We start from the raw sequence: 13,610 nt of genomic DNA on the forward strand, positions 1-13,610 counted from the left end.
CTCAGGGACCTTGGTTCCGCGGGAGGTGGCTGAGCCTGTCGAAGCCCCCGGTCTTTCGCGCGGCGCCCGGCCTCGCAGCCCCCGCACGGGAATGTTGACCACCCACAACGACCCCGGTACCCCGCGCGCGACCGCATTGTGGACACCGCACACATCGTTTGCCGCTGCGTTGTGGGACTTCTACCGTGGTGGCATCCCTTTGCAACGTCGAAAGGTGCCGAAATGACCGACGCCGCCGTCCGTCCCACCACGCCCGCCACGAGCACGCGCACGCCCGTGGGAGGTGCCCCTTCCGCTCCGCACTCCGCCGCCGAGGCCGCCGAGTCGCGCATCGATGTCGACCGCGTCACCGACCTGCTGCTCGGCACCTGGGGCGACACACGCCGCCAGGCGCGCGAGATGCTGAAAGATCCCGCCCTGTGGCGCGACGACAGCCTGGGAATGGACGCTCACCGCGAGCGCACCCTGAGCCAGCTGCACCTGCTCGTGCAGAACAACGCCGTGCACCGCGCCTTCCCGAAGCGGTTCGGCGGTGAAGAGAACAACGGCGCCAACATCGCCGGTTTCGAGGAGCTCGTCGCCGCGGACCCGAGCCTGCAGATCAAGTCGGGCGTGCAGTGGGGCCTCTTCGGCTCCGCGGTGCTCCAGTTGGGCACGGCCGAGCATCATGACAGGTGGCTGCCCGGCATCATGAGCCTCGAGATCCCCGGCGCCTTCGCGATGACCGAGACCGGCCACGGCTCGGACGTCGCCGCGATCGGCACGACCGCGACCTACGACCCCGAGACGGAGGAGTTCGTCATCCACACGCCGTTCCGCGGCGCATGGAAGGACTACCTCGGCAATGCGGCGCTCCACGGCAAGGCCGCGACCGTGTTCGCCCAGCTCATCACCAACGGCGTCAACCACGGCGTGCACTGCTTCTATGTGCCCCTGCGCGACGACGACGGCAACTTCCTCCCGGGGATCGGGGGCGAAGACGACGGCCTCAAGGGCGGCCTGAACGGCATCGACAACGGTCGCCTGCACTTCGACCACGTTCGTGTTCCGCGCACGAACCTGCTCAACCGGTACGGCGACGTCGCGCCCGACGGCACGTACACGAGCGACATCGCGAGCCCCGGTCGCCGGTTCTTCACGATGCTCGGGACCCTCGTCCAGGGGCGCGTGTCGCTCGACGGGGCGGCCGCCTGGGCGTCGGCCATCGGCCTCATCATCGCCATCACCTACGGCAACCAGCGCCGCCAGTTCGACTCGGGCAGTGGCACGCCCGAGGTCACGCTGCTCGACTACGGCAAGCACCAGCGCCGCCTGTTGCCGCGCCTGGCGACCACCTACGCCGAGATCTTCGCGCACGACGAGTTCCTGCAGAAGTTCGACGGCGTCTTCAGCGGCGAGCTCGACACCGACGCCGACCGCGAAGACCTCGAGACCCTCGCCGCGGCCCTGAAGCCCCTGTCGACCTGGCACGCGCTCGACACCCTGCAGGAGGCGCGCGAGGCCTGCGGCGGTCAGGGCTTCCTGTTCGAGAACCGTCTCGTGGGGCTCCGTGCCGACCTCGACATCTACGTCACGTTCGAGGGCGACAACAACATCCTCCTGCAGCTCGTCGGCAAGCGCCTGCTCGCCGACTACGCCCGCCAGTTCAAGGGCAAGGATGCCAAGGCCCTCGCCGCGTTCGCCGTCGGGCAGACCGCGGGCAAGCTCTTCCACGGGGCGGGGCTGCGTCAGCTCGGTCAGGCCGTGACCGATCTCGGGTCCACGGCCCGGTCGGTCGAGCGCGGACTCCGCGCCGATCAGCAGCACGAGCTGCTGGCCGGCCGTGTGCAGCAGATGATCGCCGACATCGCGGGTCGTCTGCGTCCGGCATCCAAGCTCTCCCGGGAAGACGCGGCCGCGCTGTTCAACGCGAACCAGGCCGAGCTCATCGAGGCGGCGCGCGCCCATGGCGAGCTTCTGCAGTGGGAGGCGTTCACCGACGCGATCAACCGCATCGAAGACCGCGGAACCCTGCAGGTGATGACGTGGCTGCGCGACCTGTTCGGTCTTCAGCTCATCGAGAAGCACCTCGCCTGGCATCTCATCAACGGCCGGCTGTCGACGCAGCGCGCGGCGGCGGTCTCGAGCTACATCGACCGCCTGTGCGCGCGGCTCCGCCCGCACGCGCAGGACCTCGTGGATGCCTTCGGCTACGGCCCCGAGCACGTGCGCGCGTCGGTCGCGTCGGGCGTCGAGGACGATCGCCAGAACGAGGCCGCGGCGTACTACGCCGAACTGCGCGCCTCGGGCAATGCGCCCGTGCCGGAGAAGAAGCCGGCCAAGTAAGCGCGCGCGGGCGGCGGCCGTGGGGGACTGCCGCCCGCGCGCTTTCGCGCCTCCGCGCGCGGCACCAGAACAGGCCCGCCCCACCCCGAAGGGAGGGACGGGCCTGCCGTGAACGTCAGCGCAGCGTGAACGTCACGGTCGTGCTGTTGCCCGCGGCGTCGAAGACGACGAGCGTGTTCTTGCCCGACACGGCCCCGAAGACTCCCGGCGCGACGAAGTTCACGTCGGACCAGGTGTTGTCGACGAGATCCTTCACGATGCCGTTGATGACCGCGCGGTCGACCTTGCCGGCGTCGTAGAGCTTGAAGCTCACCTCGTCGTAGGCGTCGGCATCGCCCTGGGTGAACTCCGCGCCCTGCTTCACTGTCACCGTCGGAGCGACCGTGTCGCCCGGCTCGGTCTCCGCTGCCACGACACGGACATCGTCGACGAAGCCGGTGTTGTCGCCCTCCGTGGTCGTCGCCACGAACGAGATCGTGTGCTCGCCCTCCGTCACGGTGAACGGCGCGGTCTCGTAGTACTGATAGTCGCCGCCCACCGGGACGTAGTGTCCGAGCGTCTGGCCGTCGACCTGCACGTCGAACTCCTGCTGACCACCGAAGCCGACGCGGTTCGCCGCGGCGAACGTGATCGCGTAGGTGCCGGCCGGGAACACCACGGTCTGGTCGATGCGGCTGGCCAGCCCCGAGTCGCTCTTCAGGTACGCCGTGCGCTCGCCCTGCGGGGCGGGCGCGGCGGGGACGAAGACGCTGGTGTTGTGCTGGATGCCGGCGCGGGCGCTGAAGGTCCAGCCGTTCACCATCGGCCCGTTCGCGGTGCCGCCGGTGGCGGGGCGTTCGAATCCGGCGTTGAGGATGCTGACCAGCGGCGGCTCCTGGGACACGTCCGGGTTGACGAAGCAGCGGTTGGCACCGCCCGGGTTCGGGTTCGAACCGAACGAGGAGACCGCGCAGTCCACGCCGTCGGTGAAGGTGCCGAAGACGAAGAGTCCGTCCGATCCGAAGGCGACGTTCGCCTCCCCGTCGAAGGCGCACTCGCCGCCGTCGGCGTACTGGCAGAACGTGTATCCGTCGGGCGCGTTCTGCACGTCCTTCACCTTGTACAGACGGGACGTCACTCCCGACGCGGCCGCCCCGGGCGCCACCGCGACGGCCCGCAGGTACGTCGTTTTGAGCGGCTCGAGGAAGATCTGCCCGGTGTACGGGGTCGAGGATGCCGTGGGCTCGGTGCCGTCGGTGGTGTAGAAGATCTGCGCGTCGGGGGTGACGCTGGTGATGGTCACGGCCTCGATCGAGTCGTAGACGCCGCGTTCGAGGCTGAACACCGGAGCGTCGGTGACACCGGTCGTGCGGGCGGGGGTGACCTCGACCTGCGCGACGCCGTACTCCCCGTCGGGGAGCGTGGCCCGCACCGCGACGGTGCGCTCGGTGGTCACCGAGGGGGCCGTGAACAGACCGTTCGCGTCGACGGTGCCGTTGTCGTCGCCGACCACCGACCAGGTGGGCGTTCCGGTGCCGTCGATGACGTTCGCGCCGAGCTGCACCTGCGCGCCGCCGACGACCGCGGTGCGCACGGGGGTCATCTCGACCTGCGTCGCCGCGGGGGCGGTGGTGTAGATCGCGTAGGTGTGCTCGTCGCCGATCTCGGTGTCGGTGAAGGCGTCGGCATCCGGGGTCAGCGTCCCACTGGATGCCGGCAGCAGGGCGTTCTCGCCGGGCTGTGCGATCGAATCCGTGTACGCGATGCGGGTGAAGTCCGCGGTCACGTCGCCGCCGTCGAACTGCACGCGGACGTCCTTCGGCGATCCGGACTGCGTCTCGACGAGCACCGTGAGTTCGCCGTCCGGCGCCCGGAACGCGGTCGCGCGCACGTCGGCATCCGATACCTCCGTGCCGAGCACCGTGCTGTGCGTGGGGATGTAGCGCATGAGCGGGCCCGCCTCGGAGAAGGCGGCCGTGGGCTCGAGGCCCAGGATCAGCGAGTCCCACAGGTTGTAGGAACCGTTCGTGTCGCCGGCGGGGTCTCCGGTCATCACGCCGTTGAGCTGCCAGATGAGGTTGGAGTGCACGCCGTCGTTCGCGCTGCGGATGATGTAGTTCGCGTAGCCGGTCTCCCAGACGCTCGTGCCCGGGTTGGTCCAGCCCATCTCGGAGAGGTTGAGGGGAGCATCGCCGATCACCGCGCGGCGCTGGGCGATGGCATCCCCCATCGCGTCGTACGACTCGCCGTACAGGTGGAACGAGTACTGGTCGAAGACGTCGTCGGCGTTCTCGGCCATGTACTGGGTCCAGGCCACCGCGTTGACCTCTTCGGGACCCCAGATCTGCACGTCGTCGCGCAGACCGTCGGCCGTCAGGCGGTCGCTGACCGCGCGCGCCATGTCGGCGTAGTACGCCTTCTCGTCGCCGGGCGCCCAGAAATCCCAGCTGCCGTTCGGCTCGTTGTAGAAGGTGAGGTGGTCGACGTTGTCGTAGCCGCGATCGAAGAGGTTCTGCAGCAGCGCGGAGGCCGAGGCGCCGTACGCGGGCAGGTCTGCGGGGGCGGAGATGTACGGGTCGGGCGCACCCGGGATGGTGAACCAGTCGTGGACGCGGGCACCGACCTTCCACCCGAAGTTCAACTCGACCTCGGTGCCGACGGCCTTGAAGGCATCCAGGTAGCGGGAGAACGCCTTCATCTCGGGGCTCTCGAAGTCGTACTGGCCCTTCTCGAGCTCCATCCAGTCGATCTGGAACCAGATGCGGGCGACCTTCGGCTGCAGCGTGTGGATGCGCTCGACGTCGACCTCCCAGTCGGCGTCGTCGTACCCGTACTTCGTGGTGCCTTCGAGGAGGCTCCACGGGATGACGTTGACGCCGACGCCGAGGTAGTCCTCCTGCACGGTCTGGTCGAGGTGGACGGTGACCGTGCGCTGCTCATCGGCCGCGGATGCCGCGGTCGCGGGGACGAGCAGGGCAGCGACGACGACGCTCGTCGTCGCGGTCACGGCGAGGGCGGCATGCCGTGGTCTCATGGGTTCTCCTATCGCCGGTGATGGGAGGCGTTGCGGTGATTCCTCAGTGAATCTGTAGTAAAGCTACGCCGGGGGGATGTATAAGCGAGGCTATGAGGCGCGAGCCGCGTATGCAAGCGCGTATTTCGGGCATCTTCCGCGTGGGCACCACTACATTTTCGTAGTCCAGCTACACGGAGTGTGGTGTGGCGGAGACGGGTCAAACCGCCGCGGAGGCCTCGGCGGACAGGGACCGCACGGTCTCGGCATCCCGTGCCTGGAGCGCGGCGGACGGGACCATCCACGATCCGCTCACCGCGAAGACGTTGCCGAGGGCGAGGTATTCGCCGGCGTTCGCGGCCGAGACCCCGCCCGAGGGCAGGAACCGCACGTCGGGAAACGGACCGCCGAAGGCCTTCAGGGCGGCGGTGCCGCCCACGGCACCCGCGGGGAACAGCTTCAGACGGTCGAGTCCCGCGGCGATCGCGCGCTGGATCTCGGTCGCCGTCGCCACCCCGGGGAAGAACGGAATGCCGAGGGCCGCCGCCCGCTCCGCGACCGTGTCGTCGAACCCCGGCGAAACGAGGTACGTCGCGCCCGCGTCGACGGCGGCGTCGACCTGCGCGGCGGTGGTGACGGTGCCGGCACCGACGGCGAAGCCGGAGCGCCCGGCCACGGCGCGGATCGCGTCGAGGGCGGCGGGGGTGCGCAGCGTGATCTCGGCGGTCGGGATGCCGCCGGCCGTCAGCGCGTCAGCGAGGTCGGGCGCGAAAGAGGCATCGTCGAGCACGACGACGGGGACGATGCGGCTGCCGTGCAGCACGTCGACGCCGCTCATGCGTCTTGAGACGTCGGGGCGACCACGATCTCGCGGAAGCTCACGTGCTGCGGGAGCTGGTACGCGGTAAGGATCGCGCGGGCGATGTCGTCGGGGACGAGCCCGCCGCCGATGCTCTGCTTGTAGTCGCGGTATCCGTCGAGCACGTCGCCCTCGCCGGTGTTGCTCAGCAGGGCGGTGTCGACCATGCCGGGGGCGATGAGGAGCACGCGGACGCCGTGGGCGGCGTTCTCGCGCCGGAGCCCCTCCGTCATCGCGTGCACGGCGTACTTCGTGCCGTTGTAGACGACGTGGTTCTCGTACAGCTGCTTTCCCGCGATCGATCCGATGTTGACGATCGTTCCGCGACGGCGATCCTGCATGCCGGGGAGCACCAGCTGGCTGTTCTTCACCAGGGCGACGCAGTTGACGTCGAACTGCTCCTGCACGAGGGCCGGATCCTGCTCCGCTACCGTGGAGAGGGCCATCAGGCCGGCGTTGTTGACGAGGAGGTCGACGGGACCGAAGCGCTCCTCGGCGCGCGCGATCGCCGCGGCCACCGCGGCCGTGTCGGTGACGTCGGCCTCGGCGAGTTCGGCATCCGAAAGTCCGAGGGCCTGCATCGGGGCGAGACGCCGCGCGATCAGGAGCAGCGGGTGGCCGGCGGCCGAGAAGGCGCGCGCGGTCGCGGCGCCGATCCCGGAGCTGGCTCCGGTGATGACGACGAGGGGCAGGGCGGTCATGCGTTCTCCTGGGAGGGGGTGGATCGGGCGAAGAGCACCGCGGCGTCGGCTGCGGCAGAGGAACGGTCACGAAGAGCGTCGTAGGCGCGCACCCCGTCGGGATCGGGGGCGAGACGCTCGACGACCTCGTGCGCGTCGTCGGCCGCGGCGAGCGAAGACCACACCCCCGAACCGGAGAAGACGAGCGCTGCGGCGCCGAGGGTGGCGGCCTGCTGGTCGACGGTGGTGCGCAGCAGAGCGGTGTCGAGCACGTCGGCGTAGATGCGGTTCCACACGGGGGAGCGACTTCCCCCGCCCGAGATGAGCAGGTCAGTGTCAGCGGGAAGACCGCTGAGCGCGCGGATGTGACGCAGGCTCCGGTCGAGCGCGAACGCGATGCCTTCGAGACACGCCCGCACGAGGTCGTCGGCACCGGTGCCGAGTTCGAGGCCGGTGAGGGTGCCGCGCACCCCGCTCCCGCCCTCGAGCGGCGTGCCGCCGGCGAGCGTGGGAACGAACACGGCCCCGCGCGCTCCGCGGGGACTCGCCGCGGCGCCGTCGATGAAGGCCCCGATGTCCGCACCGGGGCGCATCACATCGCGCAGCCACGTCAGTGTCGTGCCGCTGCTGAAGGTGGACAGCGCGCTGATGTAGAGGCCCGGCACGGCGTGCCGGAAGACGTACGGTCGCGTCTCGACGTCGAGCACGGGCGCGCTCGACGTCACCGTCATCCAGCTCGACGAGCCGAGCGCGGCATAGATCCGGCCGTCGGTCGTGCCGCGCGAGCCGAGGGCCATGGCCGCGTTGTCCACGGCGCCCGCGTGCACGGGCACGTCCGCGGGGAGGCCGAGCGCTTCCGCCGGCGCGGGGAGCAGGGTCCCGACGACGTCGGCGGACTCGCGCGGCGTCGGCAAGAGGGAGCGGTCGAGCCCGGCCGCGTCGAGGATCGCGTCGTCGTAGTCGCCGAGGGTCAGGTCGTAGGCGCCGGACCCGGATGCCATGGAGTGGTCGGTCGCGATCTCGCCCGTGAGCCGCAGGGTGATCCAGTCCTTCGACCCCAGCAGCGCGCGCGTGCGCGCCCATCCCTCGGGGTCTTCGGCGCGCATCGTCTGCGTCTTGAAGAGCGGGTAGAGCGGGGCGCCGAAGCCGTTTCCCGTGCGCAGGTACCACTCGTCCTCGTCGATGCGGTCGAGGATCGGGCGCGTGCGACCGCGGGTGTCCGACCAGATCGGGGTGTCGCGCGCGACGAGCTCTCCGGCGGCGTCGACCTGCACGACGCCGAGACTCTGCCCCGACAGGGCGATCCCGATGACGGCCTCGCGCGCGCCGGGGGTCTGGGCGACGACCTCGCGGGTCGCCGAGACGACGGCATCCCACCACTCGTCCGGCCGTTGTTCGGCGCGGCCGGGACCGGGATGCCGCGTCGGATACGACACGACCGTCTCGGCGACCGCGTGCCCGTCGGCCGACCAGAGGGAGGCTTTGCAGCCGCCGGTGCCGAGGTCGAGGGCGAGAGCGAGGGGTTCCATCGGTCAGCGGGTGGCCAGAGCCAGCTCGCTCAACCGCTCGAAGGCGGGACCCGAGGTGGGGATCTCGATGTCGAACACCTCGGCGATGACCTGCGTCCACCCGTGCACGAAGTAGATCCACCCGTCCTCGACCTGCAGACGGCGGTCGGCGCTCTGCGCGCGCGCCTGATCCAGGAAGACGAGGTCCCCGCGGTAGTTGAGGTCCCACGCGACGCCGTCGAGGGGGAACACGGCGTCGTCGGGGAGCGGGGAACCGGGTGCGTCCTTGCCGAGACCGGTGGCGTTGACCACCACGGAGCGCGGTGCCAGGTCGCTCAGCACGCGGGCGTTGTCGGCGGGGGTGGGGGTGAGGTGGTACTCGAAGAGCGTGTCGGTCGGCAGCGACGCGTGGATCTCGCGGAGGTGCTCGAGGCGCGCGGCCGAGCGGTTGGTGACGATGACGCGCGCGGGCCGGTCGAGCCCCCGTTCGAGACGGGAGAGGTACCAGCTGATCGCGATCGACGATCCGCCCGCGCCGAGGCACAGGGCGTCGGCGGGACCGCCCGACCAGAATCCGGCGGGGAGGAACGCGTCGAGCGCGAGGCCGCTCGAGATCGGGTCCTTGGCGTGGCAGATGAGCCGGCCGTCGCGCTGAGAGATGCAGCTCGTCTCGCCCATGAGCGCGGCGAACTCGTCGATCTCGTCGAAGAGGTCTCGGCACGCGGCGAAGAGGTCGATCTTGTGGGTCGTGACCAGGGCGCCGAGGCTGAGCGGGTCCTGCGCGATGAACTTCACGACGGCGCGGTAGTCCTCGGCGGGCGCGTGCAGGGGGAGGTCGATGCCCTGCAGCACGGCATCCTCGAGTCCGAGGTGCGCCGCCCACCGGGGGAAGACGTGCTGGATCGAGGAACTTCCGGTCGTGACGCCGATGAAGTAGAGGGTGGGGGTCGTCGCGGGGCGCAGCGTCGCGGCGGTGAGGGTGGGGAAAGTCATCGTGGATCCTTCGTGGCGTCGACCGCGGCCAGCGCGGCGGGGGCGTTCATGCCGAATCGGGTGACGCCGAGCTCGGCCATCGCGCGGACGGTCTCGAGATCGCGGATGCCGCCCGCGGCCTTGAGCGCTGCGCGGCCGTCCGCTCGGTCGGCGATCAAGCGGATGTGCCCGATCGAGGTGGGAACCCCCGACCAGCCCGTGCCGGTCTTGATCCAGGGCACGCCCGCCTCGATGGCGGCATCCACTCCGCGGCGGATGTCGTCGTCGTCGAGGCGTCCGACCTCGAGGATCGCGCGCAGCGGCACGCGCCCGTCGACGACCTCGACGATCGCGGCGAGCTCTCGAGTGACGTAGACGTCGTCACCGGAGCGCAGGCGCCCGATCGCGACGACCACGTCGAGTTCTTGAGCGCCGAGGGAGAGGAGTTCGGATGCCTCGGCCACCTTCGTCGCGGTCGTGGCGCCGCCGCTCGGGAACGACACCGGCGACCCCGCGAGGACGCCCGTGCCCTCGAGGCGTTCGCGCAGGTAGCCGAGCCATTCGGGGAGGACGTGCGCGCTGACGAATCCGCCCGCCACCGCCTGCCGGACGAGCTCGTCGATGTCCTCGCGCGCGTGCTGCGCTTGGACGCAGCTGATGTCGATGTGCTGCGCGAGGTCGGCGAGAACGGGCCCGGGATCAGGCACGGTAGCCTCCGTGGTCGGGGTTCGGGCGGGTCGTCCAGTCGGCGCCGTCGGCTACGACGAGCTGTCGCATCCCGCCGGCATCGGCGATGATCCCGTAGTCCTGACCGGCCTCGGTCGCGTAGGTGAAGAGGGTGACGAGCGTGTCGTCGCCGACGTTCACGCTGCGGTGGATCCAGCCGCCGGGCACGTGCACGACGACGCCCGGGGTGATCGGGAGGGCTCGGGACTCTCCGTCAATCGACTCGAGCAGCATGACGCCCGAGCCCGCGATGCCGTAGTACAGCTCGGCGAACTCGGATTGCGCGTGCAGGTGCCCCCGGGTCATCGCGAACTCGTCGCCGATGCGGCCGGGTCGCAGCACGCTGAGGCCGATCGTGAGGGCGCCTCGGCCCGTCTCCGGGGTGCTGCTCTCGACCCAGTAGACCGGCTCACCGTCGTCTCGGGCGAGCGCTTCGGCGTAGGCCGCATCGTCGCGGTAGACACCGGCGAGGTCGGGCACGTGCTTCTCGTAACGCTCGGAGCCTCCGTCGAGGAGGCCGCGGGCGAAATCGACGGTCATCCGAGCCGGTTCGGCCAGTCGTGCAGCGGCGCACATGAAGTCGTTCCCTTCGCCGACGACCGGGAAGCGTCGTCGTGCGTAGTAAGACTACAAGAAGTGGGGGAGTTTGGGCAATCTCGGTGGCTTCTGGGGCTCCTCGGCCCGCTGATCGGTAGTCGAGCTACCCGTGCCGACGTCAGCGCCAGGTCAACCAGGCGGCGGGGTTGCGGCGAAGGACGGCATCGGCGAGGTCGTCGCCGCCCTCGGCTCTCAGGCGCGGCACGAACCGGTCGCCGAGGTATCGCAGCCCCGGCATGCCGCCGTAGGCGATGTAGCGCGTGCGGCGGGCGACATCGCCGCCCAGCAGGATGCGGTGCGCTCCTCCCGCCGCGGCGGTGGCGATCAGGCAGGACAGGATGACGGAGTCGGGGTGCTCGCGCGCCCGAGCCGGTCCGTCGTAGCCGAGGAACGCGCCCGTGGCCGCGAGCTCGGCGTGCAGACCCGGGTCGGGATTGCGGTCGACGTGTGCGAGGGCCACCCGGTCGGCGGGCACGCCGACGGAGGCCAGGGTATCGAGCGTCTCGAACGCCGCCGTGCCGTGTTCGAGATGCACCATCACCGGAGCTCCGGTCGTCGCGTGCGCGCGACCGATCGCCTCGAGGGAGCGTCGAGCGACGGCATCCAGTCGCCAGTACCCCATGCCCGCCTTGAGGACACCGGCCCGGATCGCCGGATCGCGAGACGCGCCGGGTTCCGCGGCACCGTGCAACAGATCGTCGATGAAGGCGTCGGCGAGAGTGTCGACGTCGGCGGATAGCAGAGGATGGTCCGGGGCGTAGTGCTCGCGGCGATGCAGTCCCGTCGTCAGCACGACGGTGACCCCCGTCGCCTCGGCGATGCGGTGGGCCGCCACCGGGCGCCGGCCGAGACCGAGGGGGGTGGCATCCACGAGGGTTCGGAACCCGGATGCCGCGAACTGGCGGGTCTCCTCGGTGCTGGCCTCCTCGTCGTCGAGGTCGTCGTCGGGCAGCAACGGCGAGACCTGGAAGAGGTGCTCGTGGTAGTCGACGTTCCCGAGGGTTCCGGGGTCGAGGTCGCCCGTCGTACTGCGGACGAAGCCCGTCATGCGGGCACGGGGTGCGCCGGGGTGCCGCCGCGCAGCAGCGCCACCATGTCCGTGGTGGCCATGCGCCCCATGCCGTCGACGCCCTCGCGCGTCTGTGCGCCGAGGTGGGCGGTGACGACCACGCGGTCGGCGAGGTCCTCGGCCAGCAACGGGGAAGACGCGTCGCCGACGGTCTCGATGGAAAGGGTGTCCGCGGCGTACGCCGCCACGCGCCCACGCCGAGCGGCGCGAGCGACGGCCTCCTCGTCGACGAGGTCGGCGCGGGCCGTGTTCACGAGCAGGACAGGGCGATCGGCCGCCGAGAGCCACCGCTCATCGATCACCTTCTGGCCGCCCGGCGCATGTAGTGTCACGACATCACAGCGGGTCGAGAGGGTCTCGGTGTCGGCGCGCTCCACGGTGTCGAAGAGCGGATCGCCGGCATCGACCCACGGATCGGCCCCCAGAACGGTGGCGCCGAAGGCGCGCAGGCGCTCGGTCACGAGCCGGCCGATCCGGCCCAGTCCCACCACCCCGACCGTCAGGGCGGACAGCTCGCGGGCGGGCTTTCCCGACCAATCGCCGGCGCGCACGCGGCGGTCGGCGGCGGGGATGCCGCGCAGCGCGGTCAGCAGCAGAGCGAGGGTGTGCTCGGCCACCGCGGCCGAGTTCGCCCCGGGGGTGTTCGTGACCGGGATGCCGCGCGCGGTGGCCGCGGCCAGATCGACGTTGTCGACGCCGACGCCGTAGCGGGCGATCCCGCGCAGGTTCGGGGCGAGGTCGAGGTGCGCGGCGGTCACCGGTCCGGTGCCGGCGATCCACCCGTCCGCGTCGGCGAGCAGCGGCGCGAGCTCGTCGATCTCGTGCGACGATCCGGCGCGCACGATGCGGTAGCCCGCCTCCGCGAGGACCGCCTCGGGGTCGTACTCGCCCGACCCGAACGAGCGGGAGGTGACCAGCACGACCCCGGTCACGAGTCGGCCTCGGCGGCGGCGCCTTCGGCAGCGGCGCCCTCGGCAGCGGCGCCCTCGGCCTGGCGCATGGCGGCGAGCTCGCTCTTCATGCGGCGGATCGCTTCGCTGTGGGCCGGCGAGCGGCGCAGGGCGACACCGGTGGCGAGGATGTCGATGACCACGAGTCCGGCGAGGCGGCTCGTGGAGGGCGTGTAGACGTCGGTGTCTTCGAATGTGCGCACGACCAGGGGAATATCCGCGAGCTCCGAGAGGGGGCTCACGCGCCCGGTGAGAGAGATGACCGTACCGCCGGCTTTGTGCGCGGCGCGGGCGACCGTGAGTGTCTGCTCGGTGTGCCCGGTGTTGGAGATCGCGACGGTGACGCTGCGCGGTCCCGACATCGTCGCCGCGATGAACTGCTGGTGGAAGTCTTCGGGCGCCTGGCACGGGACTCCGAACAGGGGGAACTTCTGCTGAGCGTCCTGCGCGATGATGCCGCTGGCGCCGAAGCCGACGAAGAGGATGTCGCTGGCACCCAGGATCGCCTCGATCGCGCGCTCGACGGCGGCGGGGGCGAGGGTGCGGCGCGCGCGGTCGAGGCTCGAGATGGTGTGGTCGAAGATCTTCTCGGCCACGTCGCCCGGGGAGTCGGACGAGGTGATGGTCGAGTGGGTCACGGGCAGGCCGAGTGCGAGGGTCTGCGCGAGCTGGATCTTGAAGTCCTGGAAGCCCTCGCACCCGACCGAGCTGCAGAAGCGCATCACGGTGGGTTCGCTGACCTCGGCGGCTTCGGCGAGGCCCGCCATCGTGTACTGCGCGGCGCCCACGGGGTTGTCGAGGACGATCGCCGCGACGCGCTGCTCGGAGCGGCGCAGGTGCGGCAGTTGGCGGGTGACGCGCTCGAGAAGCGTGTCGGTGGACTCTTCGCTGGCCTGCTCCACGTCGAGGGTCATCGCGAGCTCCTTCCATGT

The 13,610-nt window shown here is 70.7% G+C and carries 11 protein-coding genes; 1 reads left to right on the plus strand and 10 read right to left on the minus strand.

Annotated features, from left to right (window positions below):
• Positions 1 to 222: 222 nt before the first annotated feature.
• Complete coding sequence (locus tag NS220_RS04940; protein WP_058622983.1) at positions 223 to 2,325, plus strand: acyl-CoA dehydrogenase family protein; 2,103 nt, start codon at positions 223 to 225, stop codon at positions 2,323 to 2,325.
• Between the two features lie 115 nt (positions 2,326 to 2,440).
• On the opposite strand, the gene NS220_RS04945 is transcribed toward NS220_RS04940, so the two are convergent.
• From NS220_RS04945 to NS220_RS19620, 10 genes are all read right to left on the minus strand, one after another.
• On the minus strand, positions 2,441 to 5,338 hold the full coding sequence (locus NS220_RS04945) for a chitobiase/beta-hexosaminidase C-terminal domain-containing protein (protein ID WP_081322989.1): 2,898 nt from the start codon (positions 5,336 to 5,338) through the stop codon (positions 2,441 to 2,443).
• A 199-nt stretch (positions 5,339 to 5,537) separates the two neighbouring features.
• Positions 5,538 to 6,155 (minus strand): bifunctional 4-hydroxy-2-oxoglutarate aldolase/2-dehydro-3-deoxy-phosphogluconate aldolase, encoded by a 618-nt coding sequence (gene eda / locus NS220_RS04950; protein WP_058622985.1) that lies wholly within the window; start codon positions 6,153 to 6,155, stop codon positions 5,538 to 5,540.
• Positions 6,152 to 6,877, minus strand: coding sequence for an SDR family oxidoreductase (locus NS220_RS04955; protein ID WP_058622986.1), 726 nt, complete (start codon positions 6,875 to 6,877; stop codon positions 6,152 to 6,154). Before NS220_RS04955 ends, eda begins: the two co-directional genes overlap by 4 nt.
• The gene (locus NS220_RS04960; protein WP_058622987.1) at positions 6,874 to 8,385 is read right to left on the minus strand and encodes a xylulokinase; all 1,512 of its coding nucleotides are present in this window, start codon (positions 8,383 to 8,385) and stop codon (positions 6,874 to 6,876) included. Before NS220_RS04960 ends, NS220_RS04955 begins: the two co-directional genes overlap by 4 nt.
• A 3-nt stretch (positions 8,386 to 8,388) precedes the next feature.
• Entirely contained in the window at positions 8,389 to 9,357 is a 969-nt protein-coding gene (locus tag NS220_RS04965; protein WP_058622988.1) for a shikimate dehydrogenase family protein, read from the minus strand.
• Positions 9,354 to 10,043, minus strand: coding sequence for a deoxyribose-phosphate aldolase (gene deoC, locus NS220_RS04970; RefSeq protein ID WP_058622989.1), 690 nt, complete (start codon positions 10,041 to 10,043; stop codon positions 9,354 to 9,356). The genes NS220_RS04965 and deoC overlap by 4 nt, the downstream gene beginning before the upstream one ends.
• Positions 10,036 to 10,602, minus strand: coding sequence for a glucose-6-phosphate isomerase family protein (locus NS220_RS04975; RefSeq protein ID WP_058622990.1), 567 nt, complete (start codon positions 10,600 to 10,602; stop codon positions 10,036 to 10,038). Before NS220_RS04975 ends, deoC begins: the two co-directional genes overlap by 8 nt.
• Before the next feature lie 175 nt (positions 10,603 to 10,777).
• Positions 10,778 to 11,707: a phosphotriesterase family protein gene (locus NS220_RS04980; RefSeq protein ID WP_058622991.1), complete on the minus strand. Its 930-nt coding sequence runs from the start codon at positions 11,705 to 11,707 to the stop codon at positions 10,778 to 10,780.
• Positions 11,704 to 12,660 (minus strand): NAD(P)-dependent oxidoreductase, encoded by a 957-nt coding sequence (locus NS220_RS19615; RefSeq protein ID WP_058622992.1) that lies wholly within the window; start codon positions 12,658 to 12,660, stop codon positions 11,704 to 11,706. Before NS220_RS19615 ends, NS220_RS04980 begins: the two co-directional genes overlap by 4 nt.
• The gene (locus tag NS220_RS19620; protein ID WP_058622993.1) at positions 12,657 to 13,592 is read right to left on the minus strand and encodes an SIS domain-containing protein; all 936 of its coding nucleotides are present in this window, start codon (positions 13,590 to 13,592) and stop codon (positions 12,657 to 12,659) included. Before NS220_RS19620 ends, NS220_RS19615 begins: the two co-directional genes overlap by 4 nt.
• Between the last annotated feature and the right edge of the window lie 18 nt (positions 13,593 to 13,610).

Origin of the sequence: Microbacterium testaceum, assembly GCF_001476655.1 — a bacterium.
GTDB classification, from domain to species: domain Bacteria; phylum Actinomycetota; class Actinomycetes; order Actinomycetales; family Microbacteriaceae; genus Microbacterium; species Microbacterium testaceum_C.

Bases quoted from the DNA above. Each gene is read 5' to 3' on its own strand.
- NS220_RS04960 (WP_058622987.1), bottom strand. From the start codon at position 8,385: ATGGAACCCCTCGCTCTCGCCCTCGACCTCGGCACCGGCGGCTGCAAA.
- NS220_RS04940 (WP_058622983.1), top strand. From the start codon at position 223: ATGACCGACGCCGCCGTCCGTCCCACCACGCCCGCCACGAGCACGCGC.
- NS220_RS04965 (WP_058622988.1), bottom strand. From the start codon at position 9,357: ATGACTTTCCCCACCCTCACCGCCGCGACGCTGCGCCCCGCGACGACC.
- NS220_RS19620 (WP_058622993.1), bottom strand. From the start codon at position 13,592: ATGACCCTCGACGTGGAGCAGGCCAGCGAAGAGTCCACCGACACGCTT.
- NS220_RS04975 (WP_058622990.1), bottom strand. From the start codon at position 10,602: ATGACCGTCGATTTCGCCCGCGGCCTCCTCGACGGAGGCTCCGAGCGT.
- NS220_RS04945 (WP_081322989.1), bottom strand. From the start codon at position 5,338: ATGAGACCACGGCATGCCGCCCTCGCCGTGACCGCGACGACGAGCGTC.
- NS220_RS04955 (WP_058622986.1), bottom strand. From the start codon at position 6,877: ATGACCGCCCTGCCCCTCGTCGTCATCACCGGAGCCAGCTCCGGGATC.
- eda (WP_058622985.1), bottom strand. From the start codon at position 6,155: ATGAGCGGCGTCGACGTGCTGCACGGCAGCCGCATCGTCCCCGTCGTC.
- NS220_RS04980 (WP_058622991.1), bottom strand. From the start codon at position 11,707: ATGACGGGCTTCGTCCGCAGTACGACGGGCGACCTCGACCCCGGAACC.